This window comes from Phyllobacterium brassicacearum (assembly GCF_003010955.1).
GTDB lineage: Bacteria > Pseudomonadota > Alphaproteobacteria > Rhizobiales > Rhizobiaceae > Phyllobacterium > Phyllobacterium brassicacearum.
Genome location: NZ_PGGO01000005.1, coordinates 272,177 through 289,838, shown reverse-complemented (window position 1 = coordinate 289,838; position 17,662 = coordinate 272,177). Strand labels below are relative to the sequence as shown.

Below are 17,662 nucleotides of genomic sequence, written 5' to 3'. Positions count from 1 at the left end.
GGAAACGGGTTTTGTCCCGTTCACGGGGCCGCACACGCGGTTTTAAGAAACAGGCCAGTTTCTGGCATAAAGACGAGGAGCGACGATGGCTCAGACCCATTCTTTCAATGGTCGTAGGCGCGTACGCAAGTTTTTCGGTAAGATTCCGGAAGTCGCAGAGATGCCGAACCTCATCGAGGTTCAGAAAGCTTCCTACGATCAGTTTCTGATGGTGGAAGAGCCCAAGGGCGGGCGATTGGATGAAGGTCTGCAGGCTGTCTTCAAGTCTGTATTCCCAATTTCGGATTTCTCGGGTGCTTCCATGCTTGAATTCGTCAAGTACGAATTCGAAGCTCCAAAATTCGACGTTGACGAATGCCGTCAGCGCGATCTGACCTATGCCGCGCCACTCAAGGTGACGCTGCGCCTCATCGTGTTCGATATCGATGAGGATACAGGCGCGAAGTCGATCAAGGACATCAAGGAACAGGACGTTTACATGGGCGACATGCCGCTCATGACCGATAACGGCACGTTCATTGTCAACGGCACCGAGCGCGTGATCGTATCGCAGATGCACCGTTCGCCGGGCGTATTCTTCGATCACGACAAGGGCAAGACGCATTCGTCCGGCAAGCTGCTATTTGCGGCGCGCGTCATCCCCTATCGCGGTTCCTGGCTCGATATCGAATTCGACGCCAAGGACGTTGTCTATGCGCGTATCGATCGCCGCCGCAAGATTCCGGCGACGTCGCTCTTGATGGCGCTTGGCATGGATTCGGAAGAAATCCTGTCAACCTTTTATAATTCCATAACTTTCAGCCGTGACGGCGATAGCTGGCGGATCCCTTATTCCGTTGAGCGCTTCAAGGGTTTCAAGGCCACTTCCGACGTGATCGATGCCGATACGGGCGAAGTCGTTCTCGAATCCGGCAAGAAGCTGACGGCACGCAGCGCCAAGCAGCTTGCTGAGAAGGGCCTGAAGTTCATCAAGGCAACGGAAGACGATCTGTTCGGCTCGTACCTTGCTGAAGATATCGTCAACTTTGAAACCGGCGAAGTCTATCTCGAAGCCGGTGACGAACTTGACGAGAAGACGCTCAAGGTTCTCCTGGATACCGGCACGGAAGAGATCAACGTCCTCGATATCGACCACGTCAATATCGGACCGTATATCCGCAACACGCTTGCCGTGGACAAGAACGAAAGCCGTCAGGACGCGCTGTTCGACATCTACCGCGTCATGCGTCCGGGCGAACCGCCAACGATCGACTCGGCCGAGGCCATGTTCAAGTCGCTGTTCTTCGATTCAGAGCGCTATGATCTCTCGGCGGTTGGCCGCGTGAAGATGAACATGCGCCTTGATCTGGATGCGGAAGACACTGTTCGTATCCTGCGCAAGGAAGACATCCTGGCCGTGGTCAAGATGCTGGTCGACCTGCGCGATGGTCGCGGTGAAATCGACGACATCGACAATCTCGGCAACCGCCGTGTTCGTTCGGTCGGCGAGTTGATGGAAAACCAGTACCGTGTTGGTCTGCTCCGCATGGAGCGCGCCATCAAGGAACGTATGTCGTCCATCGAAATCGACACCGTGATGCCGCAGGACCTGATCAATGCGAAGCCGGCAGCCGCTGCCGTTCGCGAGTTCTTCGGTTCCTCGCAGCTGTCTCAGTTCATGGATCAGACCAATCCGCTGTCCGAGATCACGCACAAGCGTCGTCTTTCGGCACTTGGACCTGGCGGTCTGACCCGCGAGCGTGCCGGCTTCGAAGTCCGCGACGTTCATCCGACGCATTACGGCCGTATCTGCCCGATTGAAACGCCGGAAGGCCCGAACATCGGTCTGATCAACTCGCTCGCAACCTTCGCCCGTGTCAACAAGTACGGCTTCATCGAAAGCCCGTACCGCAAGATCGTCGACGGCAGGGTGACGGACGAGGTCGTCTATCTGTCGGCAATGGAAGAAGCCAAGTATCACGTGGCGCAGGCCAATGTGGAACTCGACGCTTCCGGCGCGTTCACGGACGAGTTCGTTGTTTGCCGTCATGCGGGTGAAGTTCTGATGGCGCCACGCGAAAACGTGGACCTGATGGACGTTTCGCCTAAGCAGCTCGTCTCGGTTGCCGCAGCGCTCATTCCGTTCCTGGAAAACGACGACGCCAACCGCGCTCTCATGGGCTCGAACATGCAGCGTCAGGCCGTTCCTCTGGTTCGTGCCGAAGCGCCGTTCGTCGGAACTGGTATGGAACCGGTCGTTGCCCGCGACTCCGGTGCCGCTATCGGTGCACGCCGTACTGGTATCGTCGATCAGGTCGACGCGACCCGTATCGTTATCCGTGCAACGGAAGACCTCGTACCGGGCAAGTCTGGCGTTGATATCTATCGCCTGATGAAGTTCCAGCGTTCGAACCAGAACACCTGCATCAATCAGCGTCCGCTGGTTCGTGTCGGCGACCGGATCGAAAAGGGTGACATCATTGCTGACGGTCCGTCGACGGATCTGGGCGATCTGGCACTTGGCCGTAACGTGCTCGTCGCGTTCATGCCGTGGAATGGCTACAACTACGAAGACTCCATCCTGCTCTCCGAGAAGATTGTTTCGGATGACGTCTTCACCTCGATCCATATCGAGGAGTTCGAAGTCATGGCTCGTGACACGAAGCTCGGACCGGAAGAAATCACGCGCGACATTCCGAACGTTTCGGAAGAAGCGCTGAAGAACCTGGACGAAGCCGGTATTGTCTACATCGGTGCGGAAGTGCAGCCGGGCGATATTCTCGTCGGCAAGATCACACCGAAGGGCGAAAGCCCGATGACGCCGGAAGAGAAGCTTCTGCGTGCCATCTTCGGTGAAAAGGCTTCGGACGTTCGTGATACCTCGATGCGTATGCCGCCCGGGACCTATGGTACGGTTGTGGAAGTTCGCGTTTTCAATCGCCACGGCGTTGAAAAGGACGAGCGCGCCATGGCTATCGAACGCGAGGAAATCGAGCGTTTGGCCAAGGACCGCGACGACGAACAGGCTATTCTCGACCGTAACGTCTATGGCCGTCTGGCTGACGTTCTTACGGGCAAGGCCGCTGTTGCCGGACCGAAGGCCTTCAAGAAGGGCACCGTTGTCACGCAGGACGTCATGCGTGAATTCCCGCGTTCGCAGTGGTGGCAGTTTGCCGTCGAGGACGAGAAGATCCAGGGCGAAATCGAAGCTCTGCGTAACCAGTACGATGACTCCAAGAAATTGCTCGAGCAGCGCTTCATGGACAAGGTCGAGAAGGTCCAGCGCGGTGACGAGATGCCTCCAGGCGTCATGAAGATGGTCAAGGTCTTTGTCGCTGTGAAGCGCAAGATCCAGCCAGGCGACAAGATGGCTGGCCGTCACGGCAACAAGGGCGTTGTTTCGCGTATCGCCGCTGTTGAGGATATGCCGTTCCTTGAAGACGGAACACATGTCGACATCGTGCTCAATCCGCTTGGTGTGCCAAGCCGCATGAACGTCGGACAGATCCTCGAAACGCATCTGGGCTGGGCCTGCGCCGGCATGGGCAGGAAGATCGGGGAACTGATCGAAGCCTACAAGGCACAGGGCGACATTGCGCCGCTGAGAATGACGATTGAATCGATCATTCCGGACAACGATCGCAATGAGCCGGTTCGCAATTACGACGATGAGAGCATCGTGCGTCTTGGCGAACAGATGAAGCGCGGTGTGTCGATTGCAACGCCGGTGTTTGACGGTGCGCATGAACCGGACATCAATGTGATGCTGGAACAGGCGGGCTTGAAATCCTCAGGTCAGTCGACGCTTTACGACGGACGTACGGGTGAAACTTTCGATCGTCAGGTGACTGTAGGTTACATCTACATGCTGAAGCTGCACCACCTGGTCGACGACAAGATCCATGCCCGTTCAATCGGACCATACTCGCTGGTTACGCAGCAGCCTCTGGGCGGTAAGGCCCAGTTCGGCGGTCAGCGCTTCGGTGAAATGGAGGTCTGGGCCCTGGAAGCATATGGTGCGGCTTACACGCTGCAGGAAATGCTTACGGTCAAGTCCGACGACGTCGCAGGTCGTACAAAGGTTTACGAAGCAATCGTCCGTGGCGACGATACTTTCGAAGCCGGCATTCCAGAGAGCTTCAACGTTCTCGTCAAGGAAATGCGCTCGCTCGGCCTCAATGTCGAGCTGGACGATACGCGTAGCCAAGAACAGCAACAGCAGGCATTGCCTGACGCTGCAGAGTAAAAAGGGAAGGGTGCGCAGTCATGCTCGCGCACCCGACCAGTTTTTCGGGCCGCTGAGGAAGCGGCATTTGATCTAGATGGACCCGCGGCGGCGGATATCCATCGCAAGTAGAGGGCACTTTCTGCCCCATGGAGAAACGGCATGAACCAAGAGGTCATGAATCTTTTCAATCCTCAGGTGCCTGTGCAGGCATTCGATTCCATCCGGATATCGATCGCCAGCCCTGAGAAGATTCTGTCCTGGTCATACGGTGAGATCAAGAAGCCGGAGACGATCAACTACCGCACCTTCAAGCCGGAGCGGGATGGTCTCTTCTGTGCTCGGATCTTCGGGCCGATCAAGGACTACGAATGCTTGTGCGGGAAGTACAAGCGCATGAAATACAAGGGCATCATCTGCGAAAAGTGCGGTGTGGAAGTCACACTGTCACGCGTTCGCCGTGAGCGTATGGGCCATATAGAACTCGCAGCTCCGGTTGCGCACATCTGGTTCCTGAAGTCCCTGCCAAGCCGTATCGGCACTTTGCTCGACATGACCCTCAAGGGCATCGAGCGCGTTCTCTATTTCGAGAACTACATCGTGACCGAGCCCGGCCTGACTGCCCTGAAGGAGCACCAGCTCCTTTCGGAAGAAGAGTATATGATTGCGGTCGATGAGTATGGTGAAGACGCCTTCACCGCACTGATCGGCGCCGAAGCCATCCATGAGCTTCTGGCTTCGATGGATCTGGAGAAGATCGCCGGCGACCTGCGTGCAGAACTTGCCGAGACGACTTCGGATCTGAAGCAGAAGAAGCTGATGAAGCGTCTGAAGATCGTCGAAAACTTCCTGGAATCGGGCAACCGTCCGGAATGGATGATCATGAAGATCGTTCCGGTCATTCCGCCGGACCTGCGCCCGCTGGTTCCGCTGGATGGCGGCCGTTTCGCGACGTCCGATCTCAACGATCTCTATCGCCGCGTGATCAACCGCAACAACCGTCTGAAGCGCCTTATCGAACTGCGCGCGCCTGGCATCATCATCCGCAACGAGAAGCGCATGCTTCAGGAATCGGTTGATGCGTTGTTCGACAACGGCCGTCGTGGCCGCGTTATCACGGGTGCCAACAAGCGTCCGCTCAAGTCGCTGTCCGATATGCTCAAGGGCAAGCAGGGCCGCTTCCGTCAGAACTTGCTCGGCAAGCGCGTCGATTATTCCGGCCGTTCGGTCATCGTGACCGGTCCGGAACTGAAGCTGCATCAGTGCGGTCTGCCGAAGAAGATGGCGCTCGAACTGTTCAAGCCGTTCATCTATGCCCGCCTTGACGCCAAGGGTTATTCCTCGACCGTCAAGCAGGCCAAGAAGCTGGTTGAAAAGGAAAAGCCAGAAGTCTGGGACATCCTCGATGAGGTCATCCGCGAGCATCCGGTTCTCCTTAACCGCGCGCCGACGTTGCACCGTCTTGGTATCCAGGCATTCGAACCCACCCTGATCGAAGGCAAGGCAATCCAGCTGCATCCGCTCGTCTGTACCGCTTTCAATGCGGACTTTGACGGCGACCAGATGGCTGTTCACGTTCCGCTTTCCCTGGAAGCGCAGCTTGAAGCCCGCGTTCTGATGATGTCGACGAACAATATCCTGCATCCCGCAAACGGTCTGCCGGTTATCGTTCCGTCGCAGGATATGGTTCTCGGCCTTTACTATCTGTCGATCGTTGCTGCCAAGGAGCCGGGCGAGGGCATGGCCTTTGCCGACATGGGTGAATTGCACCACGCCATCGGCAGCGGTGCGGTTACCCTGCATACAAAGATCAAGGGCCGCTTCAAGAGCATCGATGCCGACGGCAAGCCGACGTCGAAGATCTTCGAGACGACGCCTGGTCGCATGATCATCGGTGAGCTTCTGCCGAAGCATCACAATGTGCCTTTCGACATCTGCAATCAGGAAATGACCAAGAAGAACATCTCCAAGATGATCGACACGGTCTATCGCCATTGCGGACAGAAAGAGACAGTCATTTTCTGCGATCGCATCATGCAGCTCGGCTTCAGCCATGCCTGCCGCGCCGGTATTTCCTTCGGCAAGGACGACATGGTCATTCCGGAGACCAAGGCGAAGCTCGTTGCGGAAACGGAAGCTTTGGCGACCGAATACGAGCAGCAGTACAATGACGGCCTGATCACTCAGGGCGAAAAGTACAACAAGGTTGTCGACGCTTGGGGCAAGTGCACCGAGAAGGTCGCTGACGAGATGATGGCGCGCATTAAGGCCGTCGAGTTCGATCCTGTTACTGGCCGCCAGAAGCAGATGAACTCGATCTACATGATGTCGCACTCGGGTGCTCGTGGTTCGCCGAACCAGATGCGTCAGCTGGGCGGTATGCGCGGTCTGATGGCCAAGCCTTCGGGCGAAATCATCGAAACGCCGATCATTTCGAATTTCAAGGAAGGTCTGACCGTGAACGAGTACTTCAACTCGACCCACGGTGCCCGTAAGGGTCTCGCCGACACCGCCTTGAAGACCGCTAACTCCGGTTATCTGACGCGTCGTCTCGTCGACGTCGCACAGGATTGCATTGTCATCTCGGTGGATTGCGGCACGACAACGGGCCTCACCATGCAGCCGATCGTTGATGCCGGTCAGGTCGTTGCGACCCTCGGCCAGCGTGTTCTCGGCCGTACGGCTCTCGAAGACATCCTGCATCCGGTTTCGGGTGACGTCATTGTCACCGGTGGCCACATCATCGACGAGTTCGATGTCGATGCCATTGAAAAGGCTGGCGTTCAGTCGATTCGCATCCGTTCGGCTCTCACCTGTGAGACCCGCGGCGGCATCTGCGCCAAGTGCTACGGCCGCGATCTGGCCCGTGGTACCCCGGTCAACCAGGGTGAAGCTGTCGGCGTTATCGCTGCTCAGTCGATCGGTGAGCCGGGCACGCAGCTGACGATGCGTACGTTCCACCTTGGTGGTACGGCGCAGGTGGTCGACCAGTCGTTCCTCGAAGCCAGCTATGAAGGCACGGTGCAGATCCGCAACCGCAACGTGGTGCGCAACTCTGACGGCCATCTGGTCGTCATGGGCCGCAACATGGCCGTTGTCATCCTCGATGCAACCGGCAAGGAACGCGCGACACACCGCGTCACCTACGGCTCGCGCATCTATGTCGATGATGGCGACAATGTTAAACGCGGCCAGCGCATTGCCGAGTGGGACCCATATACCCGCCCGGTCATGACGGAAGTCGAAGGTCATGTCGAATTCGAAGACATGGTCGATGGTCTTTCGGTCACGGAAACGACGGACGAATCCACCGGTATCACCAAACGCGTGGTCATCGATTGGCGTTCAACCCCTCGCGGTTCGGATCTGAAGCCGGCGATCGTCGTCAAGGACAAGAACGGCAAGGTTCTGAAACTGGCAAAGGGCGGCGATGCTCGCTTCCAGCTGTCGGTGGAATCGATCTTGTCGGTCGAGCCTGGTTCACATGTGAAGGCGGGTGACGTTCTTGCCCGTATTCCGATGGAAAGCGCCAAGACCAAGGACATCACCGGTGGTCTGCCGCGCGTTGCGGAACTGTTCGAAGCTCGTCGTCCGAAAGACCACGCTATCATCGCTGAAATCGATGGTACCGTTCGTTTCGGCCGCGATTACAAGAACAAGCGCCGCATCGTCATCGAACCGAACGACGACACGGTCGAGCCTGTTGAGTATCTGATCCCCAAGGGCAAGCCTTTCCATCTTCAGGACGGCGACGCCATCGAAAAGGGCGATTACATCCTCGATGGCAACCCGGCACCGCACGACATCCTGGCGATCAAGGGCGTGGAGGCTCTCGCTTCCTACCTCGTGAACGAGATCCAGGAAGTCTATCGTCTGCAGGGCGTTCTGATCAACGACAAGCACATTGAAGTGATTGTCCGCCAGATGCTGCAGAAGGTCGAGATCACCGAGTCCGGTGACACCGGGTTCATCCCTGGCGATCATGTCGACCGGATCGAGCTGGACGAAATTAACGAGCGTCTCGAAGAGGATGGCAAGAAGCCAGGCTACGGCACACCCGTGCTGCTCGGCATCACCAAGGCCTCGCTGCAGACGCCGTCGTTCATCTCGGCTGCATCGTTCCAGGAAACAACGCGCGTCCTTACGGAAGCCGCTGTTGCCGGCAAGATGGATGCTCTGCAGGGTCTGAAGGAGAACGTCATCGTTGGACGTCTGATCCCGGCAGGTACCGGCGGCACGGTCAAGCAGATCCGCCGCATTGCCGGAGCTCGCGACGAGCTGATCATCGACGAGCGCCGCAAGGAGTCGGGTGCTACAGCCGCAAAGGCTGGGCCGATGCTGACGGACATGACAGGTCAGCCGGCCGAATAAGCCGGTCGCCAGGACCAAACCAAAGGGCCGCCCCCGAGCAATCAGGGGCGGCCTTTTCGTTTCATGGTTCAACCCGGGGCACCTAAATTGCCATTCCAGATGGAGAATCCTGTACCGAATTCGCCAATTCGTGTGTGGTATTCGCCGGTTCTTGTATCAATATTGTATGAAGGCGTACGAAACGCACGCGGATTTGCCGGAATGGTGTCCGCTGCGTTGACGGATGACTATTCGTTGAACTCGATGAGCGCAGCCTGGCCGGTGAGGGCGTTCTTGTAGGCAGAGAGATGCGGCTCTTCTTCCGGCTCTTCGGTCAGGGTCCCGATCTCGAGAAGCTCCGCTTCGTCGTAGCCTTCATTGGCGAGGATCTGCAAAGCGATGTTGACGAGATTGTCGGTATCGTCGCTCATCAGCAGCAGGTGAACCTGGCGCGGCTCGTCGTCCTTGTCCTTCCAGACGTCGGCGACAATCAGATGAACTGGCTTTGGCTCAAGTGGTGCTGATGACATGGACTGATTCCCGATGTGAAGATCCGAAGTGTCGCGGGGCGTTGCCGAGGCGAGTTGTTCCGGCATTACGACCTTATGCAGTGTCCAGTCCAGCGACGCCACTCACGAAAGCGGAATACTCGGGCGATTTCAACAGATCAGCATGGGTGCCGAAAAGTACGCTGGATGGACCGAATATATGGAGAACGAGATTGTCCGGCGCAATGAGCGCCAGGACGAGGGTGACGCCGGTCTCGGGCGATCCCCCAGCAGCCAATCGATCAATCGCCAATGCGAACAGAATTGGCGTAGCGGACATCGCCGCACTGACTATGGTGATTGTTGCAATGAGCAACAGGAGAAACAAAAACTGCTGCCTGCGGTGCATACAACTGGGTGCACCGCCTTGCTTTTTTGTCCGCCATTTCAATCTTGAAATGAAACGAATGGATGCCGTTGGGCGAGGCTATCAATGCAATTCAATATCCAGCCTTTCGCCAGAGTTATTGGCGACGATGATAATATGCCATTCATAGGCACGCCGTCTGGCGTAACACGATTCCAGAGCACGTCCATGGTTGATGCGCTCGATTGTTGGGGCGGCCTTTGCGTTTGACCGCAATGCCGTTCAGCTGATGCTATGTAGGGGTAGTGCTTCCGTTTAATTGGTAGCCGAGTCGACTCACTGCGACTTTCGAGTCGATGGTGCGGTAAATCCCTGTGCAAGATTTGAAATTTTGCTTGAATTCGTGCCTTCCCCGCGAAACTATCTTTCATTCAGGCCGCAATGCGCCTTTAAACGCTGCAATCCTTAATAATATTTAGGGTTCAGGCTTGACGAGAGCCCGGCGACACAGTATCAGCAGCCCATCTGAGCCGATGTGAGATTGGCCCTTTCGGAGCGACGCGCTCTGGAGTTCATCTCAAACAGGGTTCGTTTTACGATCGAAATGCAATTTGCCGCTCGCATGAAGCCAATAGGGCTTCCTCTGCTTTTATTCGGGCAAGCCACCTCGCGGTGGTTTTTTTGCCCGAATTCGTGCATGAGCATGGCGCTGAAACGGCCCTGACGGGCGAAGATACGAGATTTGTGCTGAAGCGCTTGCGCTTCGACCGCATTGTTGAAAGAGGGAAGGTTGAATGCCTACCGTAAACCAGCTGATCCGCAAGCCGCGCACTGCGCCGGTAAAGCGCAATAAAGTACCTGCTCTGCAGGAAAACCCGCAGAAGCGCGGCGTTTGCACTCGCGTCTATACGACGACCCCGAAGAAGCCGAACTCGGCTCTGCGTAAGGTCGCCAAGGTGCGTCTGACGAACGGATTTGAAGTCATCGGATATATTCCGGGTGAGGGGCATAACCTTCAGGAGCACTCTGTCGTGATGATCCGCGGCGGCCGTGTAAAGGATTTGCCGGGTGTTCGTTACCACATCATCCGTGGTGTTCTGGATACCCAGGGCGTCAAGAACCGCAAGCAGCGCCGTTCGAAGTACGGTGCGAAGCGTCCGAAGTAAGATTTATCCGGTGCTGAGTCATTGAATGGCCAGCCCGACGAAGCGAAGAGACAGAGAATATGTCCAGACGCCATAGTGCAGAAAAGCGTGAGATCAACCCGGATCCGAAATTCGGTGATCTTGTTCTGACCAAGTTCATGAATGCAGTCATGCATCATGGCAAGAAGTCGATTGCTGAGCGTATCGTGTACGGTGCGCTTGAGTCCGTTGAAGCCAAGAGCAAGCAGGAGCCGGTTGCCCTGTTCCACCAGGCTCTCGACAACGTAGCACCGCACGTCGAAGTGCGTTCGCGCCGCGTTGGTGGTGCAACGTACCAGGTTCCAGTCGACGTTCGTCCGGAGCGCCGTCAGGCTCTTGCCATCCGTTGGCTCATCAATGCAGCCCGTGGCCGCAACGAGACGACAATGATCGATCGCCTGTCCGGTGAACTCCTAGATGCAGCGAACAACCGTGGCTCGGCTGTGAAGAAGCGTGAAGACACGCATCGCATGGCAGAAGCCAACCGCGCATTCTCGCATTACCGCTGGTAATCGTCGAAACCCTATTCTTGAAGGCATCCTATCATGGCCCGCGAATATAAAATCGAAGACTACCGTAATTTCGGTATCATGGCGCACATCGACGCCGGCAAGACCACGACCACCGAGCGTATCCTTTACTACACCGGTAAGTCGCACAAGATCGGTGAAGTCCACGACGGCGCCGCTACCATGGACTGGATGGAGCAGGAGCAGGAGCGTGGCATCACGATCACTTCCGCTGCGACCACCACGTTCTGGAAGGGCCGTGACGGCAAGATGCGCCGTTTCAACATCATCGATACGCCTGGCCACGTCGACTTCACGATTGAAGTAGAGCGTTCGCTGCGCGTTCTCGACGGTGCAATTGCACTGCTCGATGCCAATGCCGGTGTTGAGCCGCAGACTGAAACCGTCTGGCGTCAGGCTGAGAAGTATCATGTCCCGCGCATGATCTTCGTCAACAAGATGGACAAGACCGGCGCTGATTTCTATCGCTGCGTCGACATGGTCAAGTCCCGTCTCGGTGCCAAGGCGCTCGTCATGCAGCTGCCGATCGGTGCTGAGAACGAATTCAAGGGCGTTATCGACCTGATCGAGATGAAGGCCTTGGTCTGGCGCGACGAACAGCTCGGCGCCCAGTGGGATGTCGTTGAGATCCCCGCTGACCTGAAGGACCGTGCCGAAGAGTTCCGTGAAAAGCTGATCGAGACCGCTGTTGAGGTCGAGGAAGCTGCCATGGAAGCCTATCTCGAAGGCAACATGCCCGACAATGAGAAGCTGCGCCAGTTGATCCGTATCGGCACCTGCCGCGTGGAATTCCACCCAGTGTTCTGCGGCTCGGCCTTCAAGAACAAGGGCGTGCAGCCGCTTCTCGACGGTGTTGTTGAATACCTGCCTTCGCCGGTCGATGTTCCTGCGATCAAGGGTATTGATCCCAAGACCGATGCGGAAACAGTTCGCAAGTCTTCTGACGAAGAACCTTTGTCAATGCTTGCATTCAAGATCATGAACGATCCGTTTGTTGGTTCGCTGACATTCTGCCGCATCTATTCGGGCAAGCTGACCAAGGGCATCTCGCTCGACAACACGGTCAAGCTGAAGCGCGAACGTATCGGCCGCATGCTGCAGATGCATTCCAACTCACGTGAAGACATCGAAGAAGCATTTGCCGGTGACATCGTTGCCCTGGCAGGCCTCAAGGAAACCACAACGGGTGACACGCTCTGCGATCCGTTGAAGCCGGTTATCCTGGAACGCATGGTGTTCCCGGAGCCAGTTATCTCGATTGCGATCGAGCCGAAGACCAAGGCTGACCAGGAAAAGATGGGCCTCGCGCTTAATCGCCTTGCTGCTGAAGATCCTTCTTTCCGCGTCAAGTCGGATGAAGAATCCGGCCAGACGATCATTTCCGGCATGGGCGAGCTCCATCTCGACATTCTGGTTGACCGTATGCGCCGCGAGTTCAAGGTCGAGGCGAATGTCGGTAACCCGCAGGTTGCCTATCGTGAATCGATCACCCGCAAGGCTGAAATCGACTACACGCACAAGAAGCAGTCCGGTGGTTCGGGTCAGTTCGCCCGCATCAAGGTCATCTTCGAGCCGCATGACGGCGACGAGTTCATCTTCGAATCGAAGATTGTTGGCGGTGCCATTCCGAAGGAATACATCCCTGGCGTTGAAAAGGGTATCTTGAGCGTCATGGGTGCGGGTCCGCTCGCTGGCTTCCCGATGCTCGGCGTGAAAGCCACGCTGATCGACGGTGCCTACCACGATGTCGACTCCTCGGTTCTCGCCTTCGAAATCGCGGCTCGCGCTGCATTCCGCGAAGGTGCGCAGAAGGCCGGTGCCCAGCTGCTCGAGCCGATCATGAAGGTCGAGGTTGTAACCCCTGAAGATTACGTCGGTGACGTGATCGGCGATCTGAACTCACGTCGTGGTCAGATTTCGGGCACGGAAGCTCGTGGTATTGCGACTGTCGTCAATGCAAACGTGCCGCTGGCCAACATGTTTGGCTATGTGAGCAACCTGCGTTCGATGAGCCAGGGTCGTGCACAGTACACCATGCAGTTCGATCACTACGAACCTGTTCCGACAGCAGTCGCACAGGAAATTCAGAAGAAGTTTGCGTAACCATAAGGTTGCGCGTGACAGTTGAGTTGAGCCTGAGCAGGCGAACATAATAACGGAGAGCTCAGATGGCTAAGAGCAAGTTTGAACGTAACAAGCCGCACGTCAACATTGGCACGATTGGTCACGTTGACCATGGCAAGACGTCGTTGACGGCAGCGATTACGAAGTATTTTGGCGAGTACAAGGCGTACGACCAGATCGACGCGGCACCGGAAGAAAAGGCGCGCGGCATCACGATCTCGACGGCACACGTTGAGTATGAGACGCCAGCGCGTCACTATGCGCACGTCGATTGCCCCGGCCACGCCGACTATGTGAAGAACATGATCACCGGTGCAGCGCAGATGGACGGCGCGATCCTGGTTGTCTCGGCTGCCGACGGCCCGATGCCGCAGACCCGCGAGCACATCCTGCTTGCCCGTCAGGTTGGCGTTCCGGCGATCGTCGTGTTCCTGAATAAGGTTGACCAGGTTGACGATGCCGAGCTTCTCGAGCTGGTTGAATTGGAAGTGCGCGAGCTTCTGTCGAAGTACGATTTCCCGGGCGACGACATTCCGATCGTCAAGGGTTCGGCTTTGGCTGCGCTGGAAGATTCCAACAAGGAAATCGGCGAAGACGCTGTTCGTGCGCTGATGGCGGAAGTCGACAAGTACATTCCGACGCCAGAGCGTCCGATCGACCAGCCGTTCCTGATGCCGATCGAAGACGTATTCTCGATCTCCGGCCGTGGTACGGTTGTGACGGGCCGCGTTGAGCGCGGGATCGTCAAGGTTGGTGAAGAAGTCGAGATCATCGGCATCAAGCCGACGACGAAGACGACGGTGACCGGCGTTGAAATGTTCCGCAAGCTCTTGGACCAGGGCCAGGCTGGCGACAACATCGGTGCGCTGATCCGCGGCGTTGGCCGTGAAGACGTCGAGCGCGGCCAGATCCTTGCCAAGCCCGGTTCGGTCAAGCCGCACACCAAGTTCAAGGCAGAAGCCTATATCCTGACGAAGGATGAAGGTGGCCGTCACACGCCATTCTTCTCCAACTACCGTCCGCAGTTCTACTTCCGCACGACCGACGTGACGGGTGTTGTGACGCTGCCGGAAGGCACGGAAATGGTCATGCCCGGCGACAACATCGCAGTTGATGTGACGCTGATCGTGCCGATCGCGATGGAAGAGAAGCTGCGCTTCGCTATCCGTGAAGGTGGCCGCACCGTCGGTGCCGGCATCGTATCGTCGATCATTGAGTAAAATTAAGGTTTTATGCAGAGGCGCCTGTTATACGGCGTCTCCGCTAAACAAGGAAAAGATGAAATGAACGGTCAAAACATCCGCATTCGCCTCAAGGCGTTTGATCATCGGATCCTTGACGATTCGACGCGGGAAATCGTGTCGACTGCCAAGCGTACCGGTGCCAACGTGCGCGGACCGATCCCGCTTCCTACACGGATCGAGAAGTTCACTGTCAACCGGTCGCCGCACATCGACAAGAAGAGCCGCGAACAGTTCGAGATGCGCACACATAAGCGTCTTCTCGATATCGTAGACCCAACTCCGCAGACTGTAGACGCGCTGATGAAGCTCGATCTTTCCGCTGGTGTTGATGTCGAGATCAAGCTGTAAGGCTTGAGGACGGAAGGACGAACCGATGCGTTCAGGTGTAATTGCACAGAAGCTGGGCATGACTCGCGTCTACAACGACGCAGGTGAGCATGTGCCGGTGACAGTACTCCGGATGGAGAATTGTCAGGTTGTGGCTCAGCGTACAGTCGAGAAGAATGGCTACACTGCCGTTCAGCTCGGTGTTGGTCTGGCCAAGGTAAAGAATACAACGAAGGGCTTGCGCGGTCATTTCGCGACGGCTTCCGTTGAGCCAAAGGCGAAAGTGGCGGAATTCCGCGTCTCTGCCGACAATCTTCTTGATGTCGGTGTTGAGATCACTGCCGAACATTACGTTGCCGGCCAGAAGGTCGATGTGACTGGTACTTCAATCGGTAAGGGTTTTGCCGGTTCGATGAAGCGCCACAACTTCGGCGGTCACCGCGCTTCGCACGGTAACTCGGTTACCCACCGCGCTCACGGTTCGACCGGTCAGCGTCAGGATCCGGGTAAGGTGTTCAAGGGCAAGAAGATGGCCGGTCACATGGGTCAGACCCGTGTGACGACACAGAACATCGAAGTCGTTTCGACTGACCTCGATCGTGGCCTCATTCTGGTTCGTGGTGCAGTTCCTGGTTCCAAGGGTGCATGGATCCTCGTACGCGATGCCGTCAAGGTAGCGCTGCCGGACCATGCTCCCAAGCCAGCCGGTCTCCGCCAGGCAGCTAACGGTACAGCCGCTGTGTCTGATGCAGAAGTGGCGCAGACAACTGAGGGAGCCGAATAATGGACCTTTCGATTACAACACTTGAAGGCAAGGACGCCGGCAAGGTGAAACTCTCCGAGGAGATTTTCGGTCTTGAGCCGCGCGACGATATCCTTCAGCGCATGGTCCGTTACCAGCTTGCCCGCAAGCAGCAGGGAACGCACAAGGCAAAGGGCCGTTCGGAAATCGCACGCACCGGCGCCAAGATGTACAAGCAGAAGGGTACGGGCCGCGCCCGTCACCATTCGGCACGTGCACCGCAGTTCCGCGGCGGCGGCAAGGCTCATGGTCCGGTTGTTCACAGCCACGAGCATGACCTTCCGAAGAAGGTTCGTGCCCTTGCGCTTCGTCATGCCCTGTCGGCAAAGGTCAAGGCTTCCGACCTAATCATCATCGATGATCTGGCCGCTGCCGAAGCGAAGACGAAGATTCTTGTTTCGCAGTTCGCCAAGCTTGGCCTCGAAAATGCGCTTCTCATCGGCGGTGCCGAGATCGATGCGAATTTCCGTCGCGCTGCTTCGAACATCCCGAACATCGATGTTCTGCCGATCCAGGGCATCAATGTTTACGACATTCTGCGTCGTGGCAAGCTTGTGCTTTCCAAGGCAGCAGTTGAAGCTCTCGAGGAGCGTTTCAAATGACTGATCTTCGCCACTACGACGTGATCGTCAGCCCGGTCATTACGGAAAAGTCGACTCTGGTTTCTGAAAACAACCAGGTTGTCTTCAACGTAGCCAAGAAGGCAACGAAACCGGAAATCAAGGCCGCAGTCGAAGCGCTGTTCCGCGTGAAGGTTACGGCAGTCAATACAGCTGTGCGCAAAGGCAAGGTGAAGCGGTTCCGCGGCATCGTCGGGCGCCAGAGTGATGTCAAGAAAGCAGTCGTGACGCTCGCCGAAGGGCAGTCGATCGATGTTTCGACTGGTCTCTGAGGGGCCGTGGAGTAAAGACAATGGCACTCAAAAGTTATAATCCAACCACACCAAGCCAGCGTCAGCTGGTGATTGTGGACCGTTCGGAGCTTTACAAGGGCAAGCCTGTCAAGGCTCTGACCGAAGGTCTGACATCGAAGGGTGGTCGCAACAACTCCGGTCGCGTGACTGCACGCTACCAGGGTGGCGGACACAAGCGCACATACCGCTTCGTCGACTTCAAGCGTCGCAAGCACGATGTTGCTGCCAAGGTTGAACGCCTTGAATACGATCCGAACCGGACCGCATTCATTGCGCTCATCCGCTACGAAGATGGCGAACTGAGCTACATCCTGGCTCCGCAGCGTCTGGCCGTTGGCGACAGCGTCATTGCTGGCGCGCAGACAGACGTGAAGCCGGGCAATGCGATGCCATTGGCTTCGATCCCGGTCGGCACCATCATCCACAATGTGGAGATGAAGCCGGGCAAGGGCGGTCAGATCGCTCGCTCCGCCGGTACCTATGCGCAGCTCGTCGGCCGCGACCAGGGCATGGCAATCCTTCGCCTGAATTCAGGTGAACAGCGCCTCGTCCACGGTTCGTGCTTTGCCACGGTCGGTGCAGTATCCAACCCTGACCATGGCAATATCAGCCTTGGCAAGGCAGGTCGCAGCCGCTGGCTCGGCAAGCGCCCGCATGTTCGCGGCGTTGCCATGAACCCGGTTGATCACCCCCATGGTGGTGGTGAAGGCCGTACGTCAGGTGGACGTCATCCGGTTTCTCCGTGGGGCAAGCCCACGAAGGGCAAGAAGACGCGCTCCAACAAGTCGACGGACAAGTTCATCGCTCGTTCGCGTCATCAGCGCAAGAAGTAAGAGAGGTAGTCTGAAATGGCTCGTTCAGTTTGGAAAGGCCCGTTCATCGATGGCTATCTTCTCAAGAAGGCTGAGAAGGTACGTGAGGGCGGTCGCAGTGAAGTTATCAAGATCTGGAGCCGCCGCTCCACGATCCTGCCGCAGTTCGTCGGTCTGACCTTCGGGGTGTACAACGGTAACAAGCACGTTCCTGTTTCGGTCAACGAAGAGATGATCGGACACAAGTTTGGTGAATTCGCTCCGACGCGTACCTATTACGGGCACGGCGCGGACAAGAAGGCGAAGAGGAAATAACG

Annotated in this window: 14 protein-coding genes; 12 read left to right on the top strand and 2 right to left on the bottom strand. The window is 56.9% G+C overall.

Annotation, left to right across the window (positions count from 1 at the left end):
• Positions 1-85: 85 nt before the first annotated feature.
• Positions 86-4,225 carry a DNA-directed RNA polymerase subunit beta gene (rpoB, locus tag CU102_RS09085; protein WP_106710760.1) on the top strand — a complete coding sequence of 1,380 codons (4,140 nt, stop codon included), beginning with the start codon at positions 86-88 and terminating at the stop codon, positions 4,223-4,225.
• Positions 4,226-4,366: 141 nt separating this feature from the next.
• The gene (gene rpoC, locus CU102_RS09080; RefSeq protein ID WP_106710759.1) at positions 4,367-8,575 is read left to right on the top strand and encodes a DNA-directed RNA polymerase subunit beta'; all 4,209 of its coding nucleotides are present in this window, start codon (positions 4,367-4,369) and stop codon (positions 8,573-8,575) included.
• 227 nt (positions 8,576-8,802) lie between these two features.
• Here rpoC and CU102_RS09075 read toward each other — a convergent pair whose 3' ends face one another.
• Both CU102_RS09075 and CU102_RS09070 read right to left on the bottom strand, forming a co-directional pair.
• The gene (locus CU102_RS09075; RefSeq protein ID WP_106710810.1) at positions 8,803-9,084 is read right to left on the bottom strand and encodes a hypothetical protein; all 282 of its coding nucleotides are present in this window, start codon (positions 9,082-9,084) and stop codon (positions 8,803-8,805) included.
• Between the two features lie 73 nt (positions 9,085-9,157).
• Positions 9,158-9,430, bottom strand: a complete 273-nt coding sequence (locus CU102_RS09070; protein WP_133624421.1) for a hypothetical protein — start codon at positions 9,428-9,430, stop codon at positions 9,158-9,160.
• Positions 9,431-10,203: 773 nt separating this feature from the next.
• On the opposite strand from CU102_RS09070, the gene rpsL reads away from it, so the two are divergent.
• From rpsL to rpsS, 10 genes are all read left to right on the top strand, one after another.
• Positions 10,204-10,575, top strand: coding sequence for a 30S ribosomal protein S12 (rpsL, locus tag CU102_RS09060; RefSeq protein ID WP_008121760.1), 372 nt, complete (start codon positions 10,204-10,206; stop codon positions 10,573-10,575).
• 59 nt (positions 10,576-10,634) lie between these two features.
• Entirely contained in the window at positions 10,635-11,105 is a 471-nt protein-coding gene (rpsG, locus tag CU102_RS09055) for a 30S ribosomal protein S7 (protein ID WP_105732683.1), read from the top strand.
• 33 nt (positions 11,106-11,138) lie between these two features.
• Positions 11,139-13,226: an elongation factor G gene (gene fusA / locus CU102_RS09050; RefSeq protein ID WP_106710756.1), complete on the top strand. Its 2,088-nt coding sequence runs from the start codon at positions 11,139-11,141 to the stop codon at positions 13,224-13,226.
• 65 nt (positions 13,227-13,291) lie between these two features.
• Positions 13,292-14,467 carry an elongation factor Tu gene (tuf, locus tag CU102_RS09045; RefSeq protein ID WP_106710755.1) on the top strand — a complete coding sequence of 392 codons (1,176 nt, stop codon included), beginning with the start codon at positions 13,292-13,294 and terminating at the stop codon, positions 14,465-14,467.
• 63 nt (positions 14,468-14,530) lie between these two features.
• Positions 14,531-14,839: a 30S ribosomal protein S10 gene (gene rpsJ, locus CU102_RS09040; RefSeq protein WP_008124902.1), complete on the top strand. Its 309-nt coding sequence runs from the start codon at positions 14,531-14,533 to the stop codon at positions 14,837-14,839.
• A gap of 25 nt (positions 14,840-14,864) precedes the next feature.
• Positions 14,865-15,602 carry a 50S ribosomal protein L3 gene (gene rplC / locus CU102_RS09035; protein WP_106710754.1) on the top strand — a complete coding sequence of 246 codons (738 nt, stop codon included), beginning with the start codon at positions 14,865-14,867 and terminating at the stop codon, positions 15,600-15,602.
• Complete coding sequence (rplD, locus tag CU102_RS09030; RefSeq protein WP_106710753.1) at positions 15,602-16,222, top strand: 50S ribosomal protein L4; 621 nt, start codon at positions 15,602-15,604, stop codon at positions 16,220-16,222. The genes rplC and rplD overlap by 1 nt, the downstream gene beginning before the upstream one ends.
• The gene (locus CU102_RS09025) at positions 16,219-16,512 is read left to right on the top strand and encodes a 50S ribosomal protein L23 (protein WP_106710752.1); all 294 of its coding nucleotides are present in this window, start codon (positions 16,219-16,221) and stop codon (positions 16,510-16,512) included. Before rplD ends, CU102_RS09025 begins: the two co-directional genes overlap by 4 nt.
• Positions 16,513-16,532: 20 nt before the next feature.
• A complete protein-coding gene (rplB, locus tag CU102_RS09020; RefSeq protein WP_106710751.1) occupies positions 16,533-17,366 on the top strand; it encodes a 50S ribosomal protein L2 in 834 nt (277 codons plus the stop codon).
• A 15-nt stretch (positions 17,367-17,381) separates the two neighbouring features.
• Positions 17,382-17,660 (top strand): 30S ribosomal protein S19, encoded by a 279-nt coding sequence (gene rpsS, locus CU102_RS09015; protein ID WP_008124912.1) that lies wholly within the window; start codon positions 17,382-17,384, stop codon positions 17,658-17,660.
• The last annotated feature ends 2 nt before the right edge of the window (positions 17,661-17,662 follow it).